Annotated in this window: 17 protein-coding genes and 1 riboswitch; of the genes, 4 read left to right on the forward strand and 13 right to left on the reverse strand. The window is 52.9% G+C overall.

Going from position 1 to position 18468, the window contains the following annotated elements; genetic code table 11:
• The first annotated feature begins 54 nt into the window (after positions 1–54).
• Positions 55–250, forward strand: a riboswitch (cyclic di-AMP (ydaO/yuaA leader).
• Between the two features lie 166 nt (positions 251–416).
• The gene (locus tag RB298_RS05455; protein ID WP_009590329.1) at positions 417–2243 is read left to right on the forward strand and encodes an APC family permease; all 1827 of its coding nucleotides are present in this window, start codon (positions 417–419) and stop codon (positions 2241–2243) included.
• Positions 2244–2383: 140 nt separating this feature from the next.
• Here RB298_RS05455 and RB298_RS05460 read toward each other — a convergent pair whose 3' ends face one another.
• The 5 genes from RB298_RS05460 to RB298_RS05480 all read right to left on the reverse strand — a co-directional run bounded on the left by RB298_RS05460 (position 2384) and on the right by RB298_RS05480 (position 8007).
• Positions 2384–3244 carry a formate/nitrite transporter family protein gene (locus RB298_RS05460; protein ID WP_192570374.1) on the reverse strand — a complete coding sequence of 287 codons (861 nt, stop codon included), beginning with the start codon at positions 3242–3244 and terminating at the stop codon, positions 2384–2386.
• A gap of 463 nt (positions 3245–3707) precedes the next feature.
• Complete coding sequence (locus RB298_RS05465; RefSeq protein ID WP_486046254.1) at positions 3708–4955, reverse strand: MFS transporter; 1248 nt, start codon at positions 4953–4955, stop codon at positions 3708–3710.
• Positions 4956–5066: 111 nt separating this feature from the next.
• On the reverse strand, positions 5067–5660 hold the full coding sequence (locus RB298_RS05470) for a TetR/AcrR family transcriptional regulator (RefSeq protein ID WP_213580687.1): 594 nt from the start codon (positions 5658–5660) through the stop codon (positions 5067–5069).
• A 258-nt stretch (positions 5661–5918) separates the two neighbouring features.
• Positions 5919–6512: a DUF4352 domain-containing protein gene (locus tag RB298_RS05475; RefSeq protein ID WP_192570372.1), complete on the reverse strand. Its 594-nt coding sequence runs from the start codon at positions 6510–6512 to the stop codon at positions 5919–5921.
• Positions 6513–6645: 133 nt separating this feature from the next.
• Positions 6646–8007, reverse strand: coding sequence for an FAD-dependent oxidoreductase (locus RB298_RS05480; protein WP_036662044.1), 1362 nt, complete (start codon positions 8005–8007; stop codon positions 6646–6648).
• 426 nt (positions 8008–8433) lie between these two features.
• Between RB298_RS05480 and RB298_RS05485 the strand changes: the two genes are divergently transcribed.
• Complete coding sequence (locus RB298_RS05485) at positions 8434–9069, forward strand: SDR family oxidoreductase (RefSeq protein ID WP_277747249.1); 636 nt, start codon at positions 8434–8436, stop codon at positions 9067–9069.
• A 107-nt stretch (positions 9070–9176) separates the two neighbouring features.
• On the opposite strand, the gene RB298_RS05490 is transcribed toward RB298_RS05485, so the two are convergent.
• The gene (locus tag RB298_RS05490; RefSeq protein ID WP_096775822.1) at positions 9177–9656 is read right to left on the reverse strand and encodes a glutathione peroxidase; all 480 of its coding nucleotides are present in this window, start codon (positions 9654–9656) and stop codon (positions 9177–9179) included.
• Between the two features lie 292 nt (positions 9657–9948).
• On the opposite strand from RB298_RS05490, the gene RB298_RS05495 reads away from it, so the two are divergent.
• The gene (locus RB298_RS05495) at positions 9949–10485 is read left to right on the forward strand and encodes a hypothetical protein (RefSeq protein WP_096775821.1); all 537 of its coding nucleotides are present in this window, start codon (positions 9949–9951) and stop codon (positions 10483–10485) included.
• A gap of 25 nt (positions 10486–10510) precedes the next feature.
• Here the strand turns inward: RB298_RS05495 and RB298_RS05500 are convergent, their stop codons facing one another.
• From RB298_RS05500 to RB298_RS05510, 3 genes are all read right to left on the reverse strand, one after another.
• A complete protein-coding gene (locus tag RB298_RS05500; RefSeq protein ID WP_486046258.1) occupies positions 10511–11764 on the reverse strand; it encodes a hypothetical protein in 1254 nt (417 codons plus the stop codon).
• A 195-nt stretch (positions 11765–11959) separates the two neighbouring features.
• Positions 11960–12310 carry a DUF3243 domain-containing protein gene (locus RB298_RS05505; RefSeq protein WP_375121505.1) on the reverse strand — a complete coding sequence of 117 codons (351 nt, stop codon included), beginning with the start codon at positions 12308–12310 and terminating at the stop codon, positions 11960–11962.
• Between the two features lie 97 nt (positions 12311–12407).
• Entirely contained in the window at positions 12408–14024 is a 1617-nt protein-coding gene (locus RB298_RS05510) for a DEAD/DEAH box helicase (protein WP_486046260.1), read from the reverse strand.
• A gap of 243 nt (positions 14025–14267) precedes the next feature.
• On the opposite strand from RB298_RS05510, the gene RB298_RS05515 reads away from it, so the two are divergent.
• The gene (locus RB298_RS05515; protein ID WP_192570366.1) at positions 14268–14837 is read left to right on the forward strand and encodes a hypothetical protein; all 570 of its coding nucleotides are present in this window, start codon (positions 14268–14270) and stop codon (positions 14835–14837) included.
• Here the strand turns inward: RB298_RS05515 and RB298_RS05520 are convergent.
• The 4 genes from RB298_RS05520 to RB298_RS05535 all read right to left on the reverse strand — a co-directional run bounded on the left by RB298_RS05520 (position 14834) and on the right by RB298_RS05535 (position 18462).
• The gene (locus tag RB298_RS05520; RefSeq protein ID WP_486046263.1) at positions 14834–16504 is read right to left on the reverse strand and encodes an ABC1 kinase family protein; all 1671 of its coding nucleotides are present in this window, start codon (positions 16502–16504) and stop codon (positions 14834–14836) included. The genes RB298_RS05515 and RB298_RS05520 overlap by 4 nt on opposite strands.
• The gene (locus tag RB298_RS05525; protein ID WP_009590344.1) at positions 16505–16822 is read right to left on the reverse strand and encodes a phasin family protein; all 318 of its coding nucleotides are present in this window, start codon (positions 16820–16822) and stop codon (positions 16505–16507) included.
• Positions 16823–17069: 247 nt separating this feature from the next.
• Positions 17070–17720 carry a PepSY domain-containing protein gene (locus RB298_RS05530; RefSeq protein WP_486046265.1) on the reverse strand — a complete coding sequence of 217 codons (651 nt, stop codon included), beginning with the start codon at positions 17718–17720 and terminating at the stop codon, positions 17070–17072.
• 121 nt (positions 17721–17841) lie between these two features.
• On the reverse strand, positions 17842–18462 hold the full coding sequence (locus RB298_RS05535; RefSeq protein WP_375121508.1) for a PepSY domain-containing protein: 621 nt from the start codon (positions 18460–18462) through the stop codon (positions 17842–17844).
• Between the last annotated feature and the right edge of the window lie 6 nt (positions 18463–18468).

Here is an 18468-nt window from a genome sequence, read left to right on the forward strand (position 1 = left end):
ACGATTGGAGCAGGCGTAATATACTATTCAGCTTCGAAAACATTCTTCATATTCACATGACATTCGCTTAATTTCCTTGATGGAAAGCGGGGGAACCAACCGTATGGAAGGATACCTATAGGATCCTTCAACCATACTAAGGGGTGAATCCTGATTCCATCGCGTACGTACGCCGCGATGGAATCAGGTAGGGCGACTCTCACCGCCCGAATCCGACAGCTAACCTCGTCAGCGTTGATCGGGAGGGTTGTGAACTTGTGATCAAACACAGGGTTCTACCCTGTGTTTTTTGTTTGCCAAAAATCAGCATAGGAAGGGTGACCGCTCCTATGTCCAGCATATAAAAAACACCGATAGAAGTCCGTTCAGGGAGCTTCTACCATGAACTTAATCTTAAGCGGCGGTGAAAAACAACCATGTTATCCTCAATCAAGCGCTTCCTCATCGGAAGACCGCTTAAATCGACGGAATTAGGCGAACAAAAGCTGAATAAAACCAAGGCGCTGGCCATCCTGTCATCCGATGCGCTATCGTCCGTGGCCTATGGCCCGGAACAAATCCTCATTGTGTTGATGACCGTCGGGGCAGCTGCCTATTGGTATTCCATACCGATTGCCGTCGGCGTCCTGGTCTTGTTGCTGGCACTTATCCTGTCGTACAGACAAATTATTTTCTCCTATCCGCACGGCGGCGGCGCATATGTCGTGTCCAAACGGAATTTGGGCATGTACCCGGGGCTGGTTGCCGGCGGTTCCTTGCTCGTGGACTATATCCTGACGGTTGCGGTCAGCGTGTCGGCCGGGACGGATGCGATCACGTCGGCTTTTCCGGAATTGCATGCCTATAATCTGCCGATTTCCATCGTGTTCGTTCTATGCTTGACCGTATTGAATTTAAGAGGGGTTACGGAGTCGGCCTCCATACTGGCTTATCCGGTTTACCTGTTCGTGCTTGCGTTATTCATCCTGATCGGGGTAGGGATATTCAACATTGCCACAGGCCATGCGTCTCCGGAGCTTCATACGCCGATCGGCACGCCCGTAGCCGGGCTGAGCTTGTTTCTGCTCCTGCGCGCATTTGCCTCGGGCAGCTCCGCCCTGACCGGCGTGGAGGCGATTTCCAATGCCATTCCGAATTTCAAAGACCCGGCCCCGAATAACGCGGCCAAAACTCTGGTGGCGATGGGGTCGCTGCTGGCCCTGTTATTTTCGGGCATCGTTTTCCTGGCTTATTACTATGGGGTCAGTCCCAGCGAACAAGTCACGGTCGTTTCCCAAATTGCCGAGCATACCTTCGGGCGAAATGCGCTTTATTACTTCATACAAGGGACAACGGCCTTAATTCTGATCCTCGCCGCCAACACGGGGTATTCCGCTTTTCCCCTGCTTGCCGTCAATCTGGCGAAGGATAAGTTCATTCCTAGAATGTTCACCGTCCGCGGCGACCGTCTGGGATACTCGAACGGAATCATTATTCTTGGATTTTTCTCCATTCTGCTGCTGCTGGCTTTTGAAGGCAAAACCGAGCATCTGATTCCGCTCTATGCCGTCGGCGTGTTTATCCCGTTTACCCTCTCCCAGACGGGGATGATGGTGAAATGGATTCGCGAAAAGCCCGAAGGCTGGATCGTCAAACTGATCATTAACACCACCGGCGCATGCATCAGCTTTATCGTGACCATGATCTTCTTCTTTACGAAATTCGCCCAGGTGTGGACCGTGCTGATATTCCTGCCGCTGATCATCTGGATTTTCACCCGGATCCGCAAGCATTACGAGGCGGTAGCGGACCAGCTCCGGATTACGACCTGCGAGCCGGTTAAGCCGATTGAGGGGAATGTCATCATCCTGCCTGTGGCAGGAATCACGCATGTGGTGGAGAACTCGCTGAATTACGCCAAATCGCTGGGAGCGGGCCAAATCATCGCGGTGTACGTGCCGTTCGAGCGGGAGGAGGAAGTCGCCTTCCAGGAAAAATGGAAAAAGTGGCAGCCGGACATCCGGCTGGTAACGCTGCACTCGCCTTATCGGAGCATCATTCAGCCGCTGACGAAATTCATCGATACCGTGCAGCGCAAGGCCAGCGAATCCGACTATCAGGTTACCGTCGTCATTCCGCAGTTCATCCCAAAGAAGGGCTGGCATAATTTCCTGCACAATCAATCCAGCCTGCTCATCCGGGCACATCTCCTGTATCGGAGAGACGTGATCATCACGACGGTTCCCTACCATTTAAAAAAATAGCGGGCTTGTTCCCTGCTTGATTCATTACTGGGGACAGCCTCGCCCATCACGACAAAAAGCTGCGATCAACCGCTGCCTTTCATCAAGGACGGTTGAACGCAGCTTTTTCTTTAAGCCAGACGCTCGCCAGGCTTCCGGCATTAGGAAACATTCTGCGCCGAATGAACCTGTTGAGGAGCGCCGGCCGATGGCACAGGCGTCTGCTCGCCGCGCGGAGCGGCTGCGGCCTGTTTCTCCTGCTTTAAATAAACGGTTCCGTATGTCGCTCCCACAAATAACGCGCCGCCAACGAAATTGCCCAGCCATACCGGAATGAAGTTCATCAGATACTCGCCCCAGCTGTAATAGCCTTCAAAAATCGCGGCCGGGATGAGAAACATGTTGGCCACCACGTGCTGAAACCCGATGGCGACAAACGCCATGGTCGGAAACCAGATCCCGAGAATTTTGCCGCTCATCTGATCCGATCCGTAGGACAGCCATACGGCGAGGGCTACGAGCCAGTTGCACCCGATGCCCGACAGGAAGGCTTGCAGGAAGCTGTCGTCCAGCTTATGCCCGGCCATATCCACCAGTTTCTCCAGGTAAACGCCGCTGCCTGTCAGACCGGTCACATGGCCGAAGAAGTAAGCGACGAATAACGCTCCCAACATATTGCTGACCGTGACAAGCGCTAAATTTCGCATCATCTCCTTCGTGGAAATTCTCCTCTTGAATCTGGCCAAGGACACGGCCATCATGTTGCCCGTCAGCAGCTCCCCGCCTGCAAGCAGGACAAGAATCAATCCCACGGGGAATACCGCCGCGCCTATAAAACCGGCAATCCCTCCCCATTCCGGAGACGCTCCGGCAATCACGCGTATGTCAAGCAAAAAGCCGAGCGCAATAAATGCCCCCGCAAGGAATCCTAATATCATCACGTTTATGGCGGAGTTATGCGCTTTTTTCACCCCGTTCTCCACGGTAATCTCCGCAATGCGCTCAGGTTTATGGTAAGCCATGGTCACTCCCTCATTTCTTCCGCATCCGCCTTGTCTACCTATCCGAATGCAGCTCATGATATTCGTGTTATCGTTACCAACATTGTAACGCAGCTTCTTTGGCAAGAACGTGAATTATATCACGATCGTGTACCGTAACGGACGGACAGGTACAGATGTGATGTTCCGTATGCCTTGATCTGCTGACCACGCTGCAGCGAATAACATGGATCGGATTCGGTGTGGCCATTTAAGCGATATATGGATATAGGCACAGCACCTTGTCCATGGGTGGAGCTTCGGATCAGCTTTAGCGGGGTGACTGCCTTTCGCTTCCTTCGAGGACTCGCATATGCCGAAAAAGCGGTGCCCGGGTTTCTCCCCGGCACCGCTCTTTTGGATTGTCTTTACCAGTACGAAGCCCGTTCGTGTTGGATACCATTCTGCCAGATTCGGCTTAAATGTATAGATTTTTACTCACCCGCTAGGCTTTGGCCGCAGTCTCTACCCTGACAGGCACCTCCGTTTCCTGCACCGGCACCTTGGCGATCGGCAGCTTCATGCTGATGAACGACGACAGCAGGAAGAGCGCGCCTGCCGTAAAATACACCACGACAATGGAGGTTACCGACATATACCAGCCCGTCAGCCCGGAGCCGATGAGCAGCATGCCGGTAAATATCGGCGTCATCACGCCGTTCAGCCGGCCAATGAATTTCTCTTCCACCTGCTGCATCATCACCGCCATCAGGACCGTCTGGGCCATGGCCATCAGCACCCCGGTGACGAAGCGCATCGAGCCGGTCAGGATCGGCCACTGGGACAGCACCTCGACAAAGGTCGAGAGTCCAAGGAAGGCCAGCCCCGCGAACAGCAAGTAGGAACCTTTCACTTTGCCTGCAATCACCGCTGCTATCACACCGCCGATCAACATGCCCAAGCCCTCAAGCGCGGTGAACCACTGGACGCTGGACATCTCCAGCTGAAGACGCTCGGTGATGACGAAGATGTCGAGCGGCTGTACGAGTCCGCTGCCCAGCGCCAATAAAACGTAGACCACCAGCAGCACCTTCAACAGCCGGCTGGAACCGATATAGGCGAAGCCTGCCTTCATGTCCTTCACGAACGAACCGGCTGATTCCGAGTCCTTGGAAGGTTCGTCCACGGTGGAAGGCAGAAAGGCCAACACGATCGCCGAAGCGCCGAACAGAATCAGCAAGCTGATTAAAGAGGCCTGCAATCCAAATGCTTGATAAATCGTCGTGCCTACCATAGGTCCCAAAATGATAAACAGCGACATCGAGGTCTGGGATAACGCCGTGGCCGCGGGCACATGCTCATCCGGCAAACACCGCTTGATGATCTTCATGGACGATGGCTGCGAGAATTGCGATACGACGGCCGAGACCAGCGTCACCGCAAACACGGCCTGCCAATATCCCGCATACACAACAAACAAAATAAGCAGAATGGATATGAAGCTTAAAATATCCCCCCATATCATCGTTCGCTTGGGACGCCAACGGTCAGCCAGTACGCCGCCAACCATGGAAATCACGAAGATCGGCGCGTATTCAATCACGGTCAGCAGCGATACGGCGACCGGGTCATGGTTGCTCTGCTCCATAATAAAGAACAACAGCGCCATATTGCGGATCCAGATCCCGATATTTTGCATAAAATCAGATACCATCAACAGCACGAACGCGCGGTTGCCAAACAAATGCTTCATACTCCATCCCCCTGTTAAAACCGACTATTCGGTTTATTTATAATTGCGAAAACGCCCTTTCCTGTTAGCTAAGAAAAGCGTTTTCGATAAATCCTCCTACCGCACCGTACGCTATGAACCTTCACCCGATAACACACCGTTCAAAAAGTACATCACGCTCTTGCGGTACAGCTGCCTTAATTCCTCCTGGGACCGTTCGAAGTACGAAACCGACAACCCGTCCAGCAGCGATCCGAAAATAACGGCTATTTCGTCGATATCCTCTGCCGCTATGCGTCCCTCGTCCGCTCCCTCTGCCAGAATTTCGCGGTAGAGCATACGCGGACCTTGCAGAATCGCCAGCATTTCGCCCACAATCGTCTTATTTTCCGGCTGGTTGATATAGAATTCCTCCGCGATTTTGGTGAGCGGATTCTGGAAGTCGTCAACCATGTGATCGGCGATCCCGTACAGCTTCTCCTCAAAGCTGGCGTAACCGGCTTTTTTGTCGTCCCAGGCTTCCATCCATTCCCGATTCTGCTTTGTCAGCAGCTTGACGAATAAATCTTCCTTGCTCTCGAAGTGATAATAGATGCTTCCCTTACTGGCCCCCGTATACTTGACCAGTTCATCCATTGACGTTGCCGCATATCCGCGCTGGATGAACAGCTCCTTGGCTTTATCCAGAATCAAATCCCGCTTTCGCTGCGCTTTTTCTGATGACATCGGTGTTAGCACTCCTTGCGTTGGATTCAACAGTCCGCATCAACCAGCGGAAATCCGTGATCCGTAATAAAAAATGTATTCTGTCATGAATGAAACTTCATCCTTCTTTAAAAAACCGACTGTACGGTTTAATCATACTGAAAACCTCCTCCCATGTAAAGGACGCTCTTCCGAATGCAAAAAAAAAGGACTTTGCCGAAGCAAAATCCTTGTCCATCTCGCACATTCCAAAATAACAACATGCGATGTATTGCTGCATTATTCCACTGCCCAAATGGCTCTTCCTTCTTTCATCGGATCGCCGTAACTCAGCTGCAGCCCCTGAACGTCCTGCTTCACCTCGTACGGAATCTCGCCCGTCAGCTCGCCGCCCGGAGGAATGGTGCCGTCCAGCATCTTCACGTCATCCGTAATAGGAACCGTATAGTTAAGATCGCTTGAATCCGTCATGGAAAAAGACAGTGCCGAAGAGATGACCAACGGCTCCTGACCGTTGTTCTTCACGGTAATGTCGACCACCTTAAACGTATGGCCGGGCTGGGGCTTCAAGTACTCGTCGCCTTCGGAGTCGCGCACGCCGTTCAGCGTGATGACCGCGCCGTGATAATCGACCGTATCGCCTACAGCGGCAGGCTCGTCGATCGGTTTCGTCTCTCCATCGGCAGGTTGACCCTCCCCTTGGGATGGTTCTGCCGGCGGTTCCTCTTCAGCCGCCCCCGTCTGATCCGTTCCCTCGCTATCCACGACAGCCGGCGGGGTTTCTGCCGGCGGGTCCGCCTGATTGCTGGAACAAGCAGCCGTCAGCAGCATGGAGAACAACACAGCCGAGACCAGCATTATTTTTTTATTCATACTTTATCCTACCTCCTGAAAGTCGATATCGATATGTCCGGATATTTTCCAATTCGCTGTCAAAATCCATATTCCTTCTAAAACAAGAAAAAGACCCCCGAATCAGGGGGCCTTCGTTATTGCCTAGAATGAATTAAGCGTGTACCGGCGCTTTGGTCTCCACCGCCGGCAGAGCCTGCAGGCCGGCCGTGTTAAGGAAATTCCACGGCTTGTTGTAATGCGGCTGGAAGAAGAAATCGATGAAGGCCAGCTGGTCGATCGTCATGCGGTTCTGGATGCACACCGACAGGGTGTTGATGGACTGCGTCATGTCCGCCTTGGAGATCACCTGTGCACCGAGCATCCGGCGGCTTTCCTGTTCATACACCACCTTCAGCGTAACTTCCTCGAAGGTAGGCATGAACTCCGGACGGTAATGGTCCGTAATGGTGACCGTATCCACCTTCAAACCTTCATCCTTGGCCGCTCCCTCGGTTAATCCTGTCGAGGCAATGTTGTGTTCGTATATTTTCAATCCGGACGTACCCTGGGTTCCCATATAAGGCGTTGTGGGCTGCACCAAATTCCGTGCAACGAGCGTACCCATCCGGACAGCGTTGGTCGCCAGCGGAATGTACATCATTTTACCCGTCGGGTTATAGAGCACCGAGCAGCAATCGCCCGCTGCATAGACATCCTGCTTGCTGCTTTGCATATATTGGTCCACGACGATGGCGCCGTTCTTCAGCATATCGACCTGCCCCTTCAGCAGCTCCGTATTCGGTCGGAAGCCGATGCAGAGAATGACCAGATCCGTGTCGATCTCCCCTTTGTCGGTGATGACCTTATTCACCTTGCCATCCTGGCCTTGGAAGGACGTCACGGTCTGCCCCATGGCCATCTCGATTCCTTTTTCACGGAACGATTCCTCGATCTTGCCGCTGAACTCAGGATCCAGGTATTTGTTCAGAATCCGATCGGCACTGTCGATCAAAGTTACCTGCTTGCCGTTCTGTTGGAAGGCCTCCACCAGCTCCACGCCGATGTAACCGGCGCCGACAACGGTAATATGTTTGGCTCCTTGCGCTTTATCAATGATCGCGTTGGAATGATCGTAGTTTTTGCAGAGCAAAATATTATTCAAATCGATGCCTTCAAGCTTCGGTACGATCGGCCAGGATCCGGTGGTAACAATCAATTTGTCATAGGTATCTTCAAACGTATCTTCCGTGGCCAGGTTGCGGACCTTCAAGGTTTTCCGGTCCGTATCCACCGAGATGATCTCATGCTTCATCTTGGTTTCGACACCAAGCTCGTCGAGTTTCTGCGGCGAAGAATAGAACAGCCCGTCCGGATCCTTCACAACGCCCCCGACGTAAAGCGCAATGCCGCACGACAAGAATGAGATGTTATCATTGCGTTCGTAAACGGTAATCTGTGCATCGGGATAAAGTTTGGCGGTATTCACGATGGCGGACGTTCCTGCATGGGTACAACCGATAACTGCAACTTTCATGGTTTTTCCTCCTCCAAGTATGAAGCTTTATATTGGTTTAAGATGAGCATTTTTGCCTGGATTCATGCTTGGTAACGCTTGTTGAGCATGAATGGGTGACTGGTAATATTAATTGTGAATATTTTCACTTCATGACCTTATTATAATGTGATTTATTTCACAGTTCAATAGGCGAATTGCGTTATTCACATATTGTTCATAATTTCACATAGTGGGAATGATGAATGATCTTGACTCCAAGATTAACGTCTTGATTTCACCGAATAAGGCGAAATCGAGAATACGGGTATGGGATCCGGGGAAGCTAAAAGGGCCCCGCTTGCCAACATTCTCGAGATACCGGAATAGGTTTTTCTTATTAATAACGGATTATTCCCTTTTTGAAACAATCGGCTGCGGGTAATGTTGTGCAGGAGGTGCTTTATCATGACAACCGTATTTGTTGCCGGAGCGCATGGAAATACCGGGAGACGGATCGCGAAGCTTCTCGCCGAGAAGGGGTATCAAGTCCGCGGCCTGATCCCCGATGAGATTCATAAACGGAAGATGGAGCAGGAGGGTGCCGAGGGAATTGTCGGTGATTTGACGCAGTCTTATTCCGATGGTTTAAGGGACGTAGACGCCGTCATCTGCGCAGTTGGCGCCGGGGTAACGGAAGATCCTCAGGAGACGGATCATGTCGGCACCGTGAGGCTGATCGAGCAGTGCGTGCTTCTAGGAATCAATCGCTTCATTATGATTAGCTGCATGGAGACCAAACATCCGGAGCACTTCTCCGAACTAAAGCCCTATTTGCTTGCCAAACATAAAGCTGAGACCATTCTTGAAGAAAGCACGCTGACTCACACGATCATAAGGACCGGCGAGTTAACGGATGACGCTCCTGCCGGCAGGGTTCAGGCACATCCCGATCTCCGGGAAACCGGATCCATATCCCGTCAAGATGTCGCTCAAGCAGCCGTGCTGTGTCTCTCCACGCCAGAGACGGAACTTAAGGCGTTCGATCTGATTCAAGGCGATCATCCCATACAAGATGCCTTGAAGGGTCTTGATTCGGGCTGATTGGACGAAATGGCGAGGGATTTCCCATAAAAAAACAGGACTGTTTCTCCTCCGGGGCAAATCCCCCGACGAAAACAGCCCTGTTATGTGCTCATTACTATCTGGCATTAACCCAGCAGGGATTCAATGGCGCCCTTCATCGATTCAGGCGATTCCTTCGGCTCAAACCGCTGGACCACCTTGCCTTCGCGGTCCACCAGGAACTTCGTAAAATTCCAAGCGATCTCTCCGCCTTCATTCGGTCCGGGCTGCTCCGATTTCAGATACTGAAATAACGGATGAGCATGCTCCCCATTCACGTCAATCTTCTGGAAAACCGGAAAGTTCACGCCATAGTTCAATTGACAGAACGATTCGGCCTCTTCGCTCGTACCCGGCTCCTGTCCGCCAAACTGATTGCACGGAAAGCCAAGAACCTGAAGCCCTTGCTGGCCGTATTGGTCGTACAGCTGTTGAAGCTCTCCATATTGCGGCGTTAGGCCGCATTGGCTTGCCGTATTCGCGATGATCAAGACCTTGCCCGAATACTGATCGAGCGAGACTTCCTGCCCCTTGGTATTGGTTGCATGATACTCATAAACTGACATCCTCGAATCTCCTCTCCAGCTTGTATTGAATGAACCGCTTGCTTCCAAGCTTCTGTAGCCTGGCCCATCTTCTTACATCATACCGAATATACGCCCCTAAACCAAATTTTCGGTTCCAATGCCTCTACCCCGCCATCCGTAAATCCATTATGATAAACGTATATCCGCTTCAAGCAAGAGTTACATAGACTCCTGACAGCTGTTTAGTCAGCAAGTCAGCAGGGTAATGATTTAGGGTTTGGCAAAATATTGCATGATCCCGCATTTCAACAACAGTAAGCGAGGAAACGAAATGAAATTGTATCCCGAAATGTTCTTGTCTCCATGGCATCTCATCGTCGTTGTCCTGGCCCTGATTGCCTTCATCGGATTGATCAAAGGGGGGTATGACCGAAGGACCGTGCTTCGCAGCACAGGGCTGTCGACGCTGGTTTTCTATTTTATTCTGACGATCCCCATTGGCCTGATCACCCAGGAATCGCTTTACAAAGAAGAAACGATGCTAACCGACCTGGATCAGAACTTTGAGGACAAGAAGGCGGATTCCCAGCTGCAGAGCTTGAAAGACTACGTCGTACTTCACGTTGGAGCGTATAAAAATGAGGATGATGCCGACATCGTCGTCTATGCCGGCAATTATCATGAAAGCCAAGCGTTCAACGGTCATATTACCTTGTTCGTGTACGACAAGAACGATGAGGAAGTCTTCACCGAGATGTACAGGGACATCACCCTCGCCCCCGGCGAGAAGAAAAAGCTGGACACCTCTTTTACCAGCCAGCCCATGGATACCTACAGGTACCGATACGAAACGCACCCCCAAATGTGAAGGGTGCGTTTCTTTCGTTTTCGTATTAGGTTGACAGCCGGTCTCCAGACTCGAACCCTGGCTTATCGTTTTCCGTAAGAGGCTGGTACGGCCCCGGCATCGGCGGAAGATTCTTCGCATCCCGCCCTTTGCGCACATACCGGATTCCCAAATAAAAGAGAGCCGCCACAGGCAGCGACAGCATGGCTATCGCAAGGAGCATGCTGGACATTTGGTAGGAAGGATCGGTCTCGATCTCCGAGAAGTCCAGAAACATAAACGATATAAAAGTAACCAGCGAGAACATAATGATCTGTAACCAGCGCATCCATTTCACCAGGAAGAAGAACAGGATCGCCGACAGCGCAACAAGAAGAATGGGGTACAGCGGCTGTTCCGGGTCCGCGTTACCCAGCTCCGCCTGGCGCGTCAGCCAAAAACCGACGGCGAACTGAACCGGGAAAACCAGCCAAGCAAGCAAACCGGTTCCACGAAAAGCCGATCTTCGCTTTTGCAGCGCTTCTTCGTATTCGAGGAGCTTCATCTCGTATTCCAGCTGATCCAGTTCCTCCTCCGTCAGCTCCCTGTCTTCCTCCTCGTTCTCCTGTACCAGGCGATCCAGATACGGACGGAATTGCCGCTCGATATTCCCGTCAAATTCGGCACGCTCTAAATCCTCGTCCTCGCGAAGCACTGACGCCACCGATTCATCCCCCAGATCTTGGATGATGACGGATGTCAGATATAAAGGAATCCCTCGTCTGCCGACGACCTCCAGCCAGCGGTTCGCCTCCATCGGATCCGTGAAGGGAACGGCCACTGCCCGTTCAGCCTGCCCTTCTCCAGCAACAAGGTACATGATGGGCATTAGCTCCGCCATAGGCACCGACTCGGTCATTTTGCTGTTTTTATAGGCATAACTGAATTGAAAAATATATCGCCCGTAATATATTTCCTTTACGTCGCCGATCCGAAGGCTCCCCTTCAAGGAGTCTTTCGTCTCGGGATTCCATCGCTCATATTCAATGTGGTCTTCGTATAACAAATATTCGTCCAGATGCGTATTATTCCAGATATGCCCTTTCAGACTCTTGGATAGCCGAATCACCATAAAGATACCGGCGGGTATACCCGCCAGACTCATCCACGTCCAGACATTGGCCCAGAAGTACAGCAGAATCAAAGGCCCCATCGTAAACGCCAGGCCCAGCAAAATGCCCAGCACATGCATTTCGAACGTAAGCACCCAATAAAAAGGCTGCATTTTGGGTTTTCTCTGCTCATGAATCACCAGAGACATTCAGGCAGCGCCTCCTCCTTTATTCTTTCGATGTTACCCAATCCAACAGATGGAATAAAGACATTGGAAATCATATTATGTATAAAGCCTAATATCAAGCCCTTCATCCTATAGTTATGTTCATTCCTGCCTTCGAACCAAAAAAACCTTCCCCGGCAAGTCGGCCGGGGAAGGACCCTCATCTCACGCTTCGCCTTATTGAGCCGTACGGTTTTGAGCCAGCTTAACCAGCAGATGAGCCAGCTGATGCTGCTCCGCTTGCGTTCCGACCTTCCATAACTCCTGAAGAAGTTTCTCCTCGGAATTGCGGGGCTCCTCGTTAGCGGCGAGGTATCCGGCTACCTTCTCTGCCGCCTGCGCCAGCTGCTCTTCATTCAAGCCAATGCTCTCGGCAAGCTGAATTCGTTTGTTCAAAAAGGATTGAAAGGCATCGAAGTCAGCCAGGATCCGTTCCTTCTCCTTGTCGTCAATCCGGTCCATAGCGTCATCGACCTTACTCACATCCAGCTCACCGTTCTTGTTCACCACATGATTATGTTCAGACATGGTAACGCCTCCTTGTCATTGACTGGGTAACGATCTCTACTTAAACGTGATCCTTCGGATTGAAACAGAGGACTTCCTAAAATTTACCTTGAACTGCCTAGCGGCTCCGACCGCCGCGTCGTCCACCGCTTTGGCCTCTGGCAGCGCGGCCTTCGGAGGATCGGGTTCCGCCTTGTCCGCCGCGGCCGGCGAGATTCCCCCGGCCCTCGGTTCTGGACGGTCCGCGGCTGCTGCCTCGTGCTCCGGCTTGCGATCCGCGGCCCTCGCCTGCACGACCGCCTTCACGCGCGCCGCTGCCTCGGCCTCCGGCTGCCGATGGTCCTCGACCCTCTCCGGTACGGCCTCCTGTCCGGCCCGAATCGCGGTCATCCCTGCGCGATGATCCTGCCCTTCCTCTACCCTGCTCGTTACCGCGGCTACGCCCGGAACCCGTGCCCCGATCGGCACGGCTTCTGCCTTGACCGCGTTCATTATCGGATTCAAGTGACGAGACATTTCTTGCTTTCTTCGGTCGGCCCGTATCCCTGCCCGAGCCGCCAGAGCTTTCCCGAAGGCTTCCGGCGGCAGAGTCATAGCGTACTCGCTTCAACCGCTGGGAGATCCCTTCTTCGATGCGCTGCAGATCATTAAGGTCTTTTCCGGCCGCAAACGTGATGGCCATACCGCTACCCCCCGCCCGTCCGGTCCGGCCGATACGATGGATGTAACTTTCAACATCATGGGGCATATCGTAGTTAAAGACATGGGTAACGCCTTCGACGTCCAGCCCCCTCGCGGCAACATCCGTTGCAACGAGCAGCTGCAGCTTGGCTTCCCGGAATCGCTTCATTACCGCTTCCCGTTTCGCCTGGGACAGATCCCCGTGCAGCTCGTCCGATTGGTAGCCATGGGCCAGCAGCGCCTCGTTCAACGTGGTGGCTCTGCGCTTCGTCCGGCAGAAGATGATCGCGAGGAAGGGATTATGCTCTTCGATCATTGCGCGTAAGGCATCCTGTTTGGAACGGTCGGTACACTCGACCACCACCTGCTGGATCTGCTCCAGCGGGATCGGGGAAGCCCCCTTAATCACGATATCGACAGGTTGATTCATATAATTGCCAGCAAGCTGCTTCACGCCGGCAGGCATCGTCGCCGAGAAGAGCATCGTTTGGCGCCGATACGGAAGCGCATGGATCAGCGCCTCCACTTCATCCAAAAAGCCCATATGCAGCATCTGGTCGGCTTCGTCCAGCACCAGCTGCTTCACGCCGCCAAGCTCTAACGTGCCCCGGCGCAAATGATCCAGCAGCCGGCCCGGCGTGCCGATGATCAATTGGCGTCCGCCTTCAAGCTTGCGCAGCTGTTTCTCCACGTCCTGCCCGCCATAGACCGCCAGAATTTTGATGCCGTCCGGCTCTCCTGCCGTCAGCTTCTTGGCTTCTTCCGTAATTTGCAATGCCAATTCCCGTGTCGGCGCAACGATGAGCGCCTGCGGGTACGCCCGCTTGGGATCGATATGCTGCAGAATCGGCAGCATGAAAGCCAGCGTCTTGCCTGTGCCGGTCTTCGCCCGGGCAATGACGTCCTTTCCCTGCAGCAGCAGCGGAATGCTCTCTTGCTGTACCGGAGTCGGTTCCGTAATTCCCTGCTCCTTCAGTTTCCGTACTCTTTGTTCGTCAATGCCCAGCTGTTGAAAGTTCGGCAAACGTTCCACCTCATTTAATTTATTTAGCATCTTATGGTCTCAATCCATTCGATTCAGTAAACAAAACCAACATATTTTCATACATAAATCCCAACAAAAGGCCGATACCATTCGTTCTTAGAAGAACAGGGCGCTTCCCTTATGTGTCCAGTGAATGAAGATATGGTTTGGATCCATTCACTATTTTCGCCAGAAAACTGACAAACGACCCTGACTTTGGTAATGTCAATGATATAGAAATCCAGTATACACCAGCGAGGAGGTGTCCCCGATATGCATATCCTACAGCTCATCCTGACAGCCTTGATCTTGATGATCCTATTCGGCCTTATCAATCTAATGATGAATTATATTTCAAGACGCGACGGGGAGCCCATCGTTCCCTTCCGGAAGAAGCTGTGGCTCATTCCGCTGTTGTCGGCCTTTATCATTATGCCATTGGAGCTCTTTTCCATGCTGTATGCCCAGTGGTTCCCCATGCCCGATCCTTCAAGAGCAGGCGAAACGCTTGCCTACGACGGCCAAGGCGTGCTGCTCGGCTTCTCGCTTTTCGTCCTGGTCGGGTTCCTGATCTTCGAAGGTCTCATACATCCATTGGTCATCGCCTTGCTGCGGCTTCTGCTTCGCAAGGATACCTCCATCTATATGAAACAGGCAGTGACGGTCGTGACCGATACGCTGCTGCTGTACATAGCCTCTCTGATCGTGCCCGCCATTCCCGTGGAGGGCTGGCTGCAATCGTTGGTCATCGCCGTATTTTTCCATCTCATAGAGTGGATCCTGATCGGTGTCCAGGCCTGGATGCAGCAGCGCAAACGGACAAGAGCCGAATCGGCAGGCTAGAACCTGCCGGATTTGAATATGGCGTACAGCAGCCATGCCACCATCAGCAGGGCTACGATGAATCCGACTTCAATCACCGGAAAGCTCCATATCATCATCGGCTCCCGGCTGAGCGACGATCCGATAATCAGCCCTACCATGATGATGCTGAAAGCCAGAAGCACGATGCTGAAGGACAGCCGGTTACTGATCTGATCCAACTTGCGCATCAGCATTTTCAGTTCCGGAACGCTGATCTCCACCCGCAGTTTTCCTTTGCTGATCAGGGCCGACAGCTGCCGGGCTTGACCGGGCAGATCGAGCAAACTCTCGGCAAGCCCCGCCACCCCATCCAGCACCTTCCTGCTGATCCGGCGGGTATTGTACCGCTTCTTCAGCAGCTTCCTTCCGAAAGGCTCCGCCATATCGATAATGCTCAGGCTCGGGTCCAGCATCTCGATGACCCCTTCCAGGGTCAGCAATGATTTGCCAAGCAGCGTCATATCCGGAGGCAGCATAATCCGGTGCCGCTGGGCAACGGCAAACAGATCGGTCAACGCCTTGCCGATGCGCACTTGAGCAAAAGGCACGTCATAATACTCTTCCCGCAGACGGTCCATATCCGACCGCAGCGCATCCATATCGCAATCGTCCGGAATCAAACCCATTCGGGAAATCGCCCGGATCATCCCTTCCGAATTCCGCCGCATCAATGCAATAATAAGTCCTGACAGATGATCCTTCATATCTTCGCTGAGGTGACCCACCAGCCCGAAATCCAGAAAGACCAGCTTGCCGTCCTCCCTGACGAGCAGGTTCCCCGGATGAGGGTCGGCATGAAAGAAGCCCTCAATAAAAATCTGCTGCAGCATGCCGTCGGTCAGATGCTCGGCGATCGCCTTGAGATCATGCCCCTTGGCCACAACCTCCTGCCTGCGGCTTAAGGTAATACCCTCGGCATACTCCATCATCAACACCTTCGATGACGTATAATCCCAATAAATCCGCGGAATATGGACAAATTCCTGCTCCGTCATCCGGGATGCGATCTTCTCCGCATTCCGGGCTTCATGGCTGTAATCCAGCTCCGCCATCATCGCTCTGGCAAACTCGTCAACGATTCGATCCACGCGGTACTGCTTCACCCATTCCCAATGGCGCTCGGCAATCGAAATTAAATCCCGCAGGATTTCCAAGTCGCGGCCGATCATGCGGGCCACGCCCGGACGCTGCACCTTGATCGCTACAAGCTCTCCGGATTTCAGCCTCCCGGCGTGAACCTGGCCGATTGAGGCGGCAGCCAGCGGCTTGTCCTCAAACTCACTCAACACGTCGTCGATCGGCATGCCCCATTCTTGTTCAATCAGCTCCCGTGCGCTCGCGGAAGGGAACGGAGGCACCCGTTCCTGCAGCTTGACCAATTCCTGGATAATGTGGTCTGGCAGCAGGTCCGATCGGGTACTCGCCAATTGGCCCAGCTTCACAAAGGCAGGCCCCAGATCCTCCAGCACTCGCCGAATGCGTTCCCCAAGCGTAATCGTCTCCGGCTGCTCCTTGGAGCTCCAGCGGACAGGCAGCGACAGAACATGGAACAGTCCCATCTCCTCCACCATATAGCCAAAGCCATGACGCATGAGCGCCATGGCGATTTCCCGGTAACGTCCGGCATGTCGAATTCGGACCGCCATCTATTCCTGCCGCGATCCTTCCAGTTCTACAACCTTCTTCTCCAGAGCGGCAATGCGCTGTTCCAGGCTGGCGACATCGCTCTCTTTGGGAACATCCAGATCGGACAACACGCGCTGCACCTGCTCATAAATATATGACTTGATCTGGGATTGCTCCTCTTCGCCGCGCTCGACGAGGCGGTTCACCAGCGCCTTGGATTCCGCAGGAGCCAGCTCCCCGCGTTTGACCAGATCGTCCACGATTTTCTCTACTTTTTCCTTGCTGACCACGGTAAGGCCCAATCCTAACGAGATGGCTTTCTTAAAAAGATCACTCACGATATATCCCTCCCGGTCGTTGTCTGGTTCCATTATAACCTTTAACGCTGGCAAAAACATCTATCCTTGGACTTGCTTTCTAAGTATCGAGAAGCTCCCTTATCAATGTCCCCTGATTTTCCATGAAATATGAGGGCCAATCGGGTGGACGGCGGGAATGCACTAATGCCATGACAAAAAAGCGAACAGCCGGGTTATATCCCGTGCTGTTCGCTGATACGGCTATCCTACGCAGATGAAGAACGGTTTAATCGTCATCCCGATCATCATCGTAATGATCATCGTGATCATCATCCCAATCATCATGGTCATCGTGGTCGTCATCATCATGGTCGTCGTATTTTTCGTATTCTGCCTTGATCACTTTGCCGCTGACCGCGTTGATCTCAACCTCGGACGAGCCTTTGGCCGTCTTCACTTCGACGTCATACACCCACCGGCCGTCATCGTGGTCCAGATCAACCTCTACGGCTGTCCCGCTCTTGACGTGTTTGACAGCGATCGCGGATGCCTTGCCGGCACCGATCAGATTCCCCGGAATGCTGTCACGGTCATCATCGTCATCATCCCGATCTACTATGACGCCAAGGGATTTGCCTGTGTAGGCATCAATCCATACATCGACATCCCGGTTGCTCTGCCGAATCTCAACATCGTACACCAGCTTGCCCTTTTTGCGGTCGATGTCAATGCTCTCCACTGTACCGCTGGCAGCCGCGAGTGCCAATTGTTCGGCTTTTTCCATTCCAATGAGCTGCTTCTCCTGTTTGGCTGCCGCCTGGGTTCCTGCCGGCGTTGTCTGTCCTGACCCTGCAGCCTGCACGGTGCTATAGCCGTATACTCCACTTGCCGCGATCGCTACGGACAGTGCGCCTGCCCACCATGTTCTTTTGTTCATCATCTTACGCCTCCTCAAAACTCTCTGTGTGATCTCTACAAACCCAATATACCGTCTCAACATGAGAGCTTTCGGAGAGAAACATTAGAATACGATGAGAAAATGAGAATAGGCCTCTGATCTATTCATCGTCATCCTCGTCATCCCAAGTCACGGTCATGATCTTGCCGGTAATCGCGTGGACCTGAATGGTCGCTTCGCGCCCGTCTTCCCGCTCGATCTCGACCAGATAATAACGGCTGCTCTTGCTCTCGCGATATTCCACGTCTTCCACCGTTCCCGGTACCTTCTCTAAAGAAAGCTTGATCGCGTACTCTTTGGTGATCATCGTTGCAGGCGGCTCCGCAGTTCCGCTTTCACCATCCGCTGATCCCTTCTCGCCATTCTCAGCGGGCTCCGCAGGAGTCGTGCTTGGATTGTCGGTCGGCTGCTTGGTTTCGCCGGGCTCTTGCTTCGCTGGCGCTTTGTCCAACTGCTTGATGGACACGATATCGCCTTGACGGGCATCCACCGTCATCTCATACCTTCCGGAATTGGACTCCAGCTCCATCCGGTACATCTCCCCATCCAGCGTTGCTTTTGTAATCTCACCGTCCGGATATTGTTTCAATACTCCGCTTACGGCTTCCTCCTGCGACATCGCCTCCGTCGAACGGGTAAACGGACTCCATACCGCATTCACGATGATCATGACGGCCACCACGATAATGACGCCCAGCAGCACACTCACTTTTTTACGCATTGAATC

Source organism: Priestia sp. BR_2 (assembly GCF_041954005.1).
Taxonomy (GTDB): Bacteria; Bacillota; Bacilli; order Paenibacillales; family Paenibacillaceae; genus Paenibacillus_AQ; species Paenibacillus_AQ lautus_A.

What these genes read in the sequence shown, in the direction of transcription:
- RB298_RS05455 (WP_009590329.1), top strand. Translation starts at nt 417, where the DNA reads ATGTTATCCTCAATCAAGCGCTTCCTCATCGGAAGACCGCTTAAATCG.
- RB298_RS05520 (WP_486046263.1), bottom strand. Translation starts at nt 16,504, where the DNA reads ATGGCGGTCCGAATTCGACATGCCGGACGTTACCGGGAAATCGCCATG.
- RB298_RS05470 (WP_213580687.1), bottom strand. Translation starts at nt 5,660, where the DNA reads ATGTCATCAGAAAAAGCGCAGCGAAAGCGGGATTTGATTCTGGATAAA.
- RB298_RS05485 (WP_277747249.1), top strand. Translation starts at nt 8,434, where the DNA reads ATGACAACCGTATTTGTTGCCGGAGCGCATGGAAATACCGGGAGACGG.
- RB298_RS05530 (WP_486046265.1), bottom strand. Translation starts at nt 17,720, where the DNA reads ATGAACAAAAGAACATGGTGGGCAGGCGCACTGTCCGTAGCGATCGCG.
- RB298_RS05505 (WP_375121505.1), bottom strand. Translation starts at nt 12,310, where the DNA reads ATGTCTGAACATAATCATGTGGTGAACAAGAACGGTGAGCTGGATGTG.
- RB298_RS05475 (WP_192570372.1), bottom strand. Translation starts at nt 6,512, where the DNA reads ATGAATAAAAAAATAATGCTGGTCTCGGCTGTGTTGTTCTCCATGCTG.
- RB298_RS05465 (WP_486046254.1), bottom strand. Translation starts at nt 4,955, where the DNA reads ATGAAGCATTTGTTTGGCAACCGCGCGTTCGTGCTGTTGATGGTATCT.
- RB298_RS05500 (WP_486046258.1), bottom strand. Translation starts at nt 11,764, where the DNA reads ATGTCTCTGGTGATTCATGAGCAGAGAAAACCCAAAATGCAGCCTTTT.
- RB298_RS05495 (WP_096775821.1), top strand. Translation starts at nt 9,949, where the DNA reads ATGAAATTGTATCCCGAAATGTTCTTGTCTCCATGGCATCTCATCGTC.
- RB298_RS05480 (WP_036662044.1), bottom strand. Translation starts at nt 8,007, where the DNA reads ATGAAAGTTGCAGTTATCGGTTGTACCCATGCAGGAACGTCCGCCATC.
- RB298_RS05490 (WP_096775822.1), bottom strand. Translation starts at nt 9,656, where the DNA reads ATGTCAGTTTATGAGTATCATGCAACCAATACCAAGGGGCAGGAAGTC.
- RB298_RS05510 (WP_486046260.1), bottom strand. Translation starts at nt 14,024, where the DNA reads ATGCTAAATAAATTAAATGAGGTGGAACGTTTGCCGAACTTTCAACAG.
- RB298_RS05460 (WP_192570374.1), bottom strand. Translation starts at nt 3,244, where the DNA reads ATGGCTTACCATAAACCTGAGCGCATTGCGGAGATTACCGTGGAGAAC.
- RB298_RS05515 (WP_192570366.1), top strand. Translation starts at nt 14,268, where the DNA reads ATGCATATCCTACAGCTCATCCTGACAGCCTTGATCTTGATGATCCTA.
- RB298_RS05535 (WP_375121508.1), bottom strand. Translation starts at nt 18,462, where the DNA reads ATGCGTAAAAAAGTGAGTGTGCTGCTGGGCGTCATTATCGTGGTGGCC.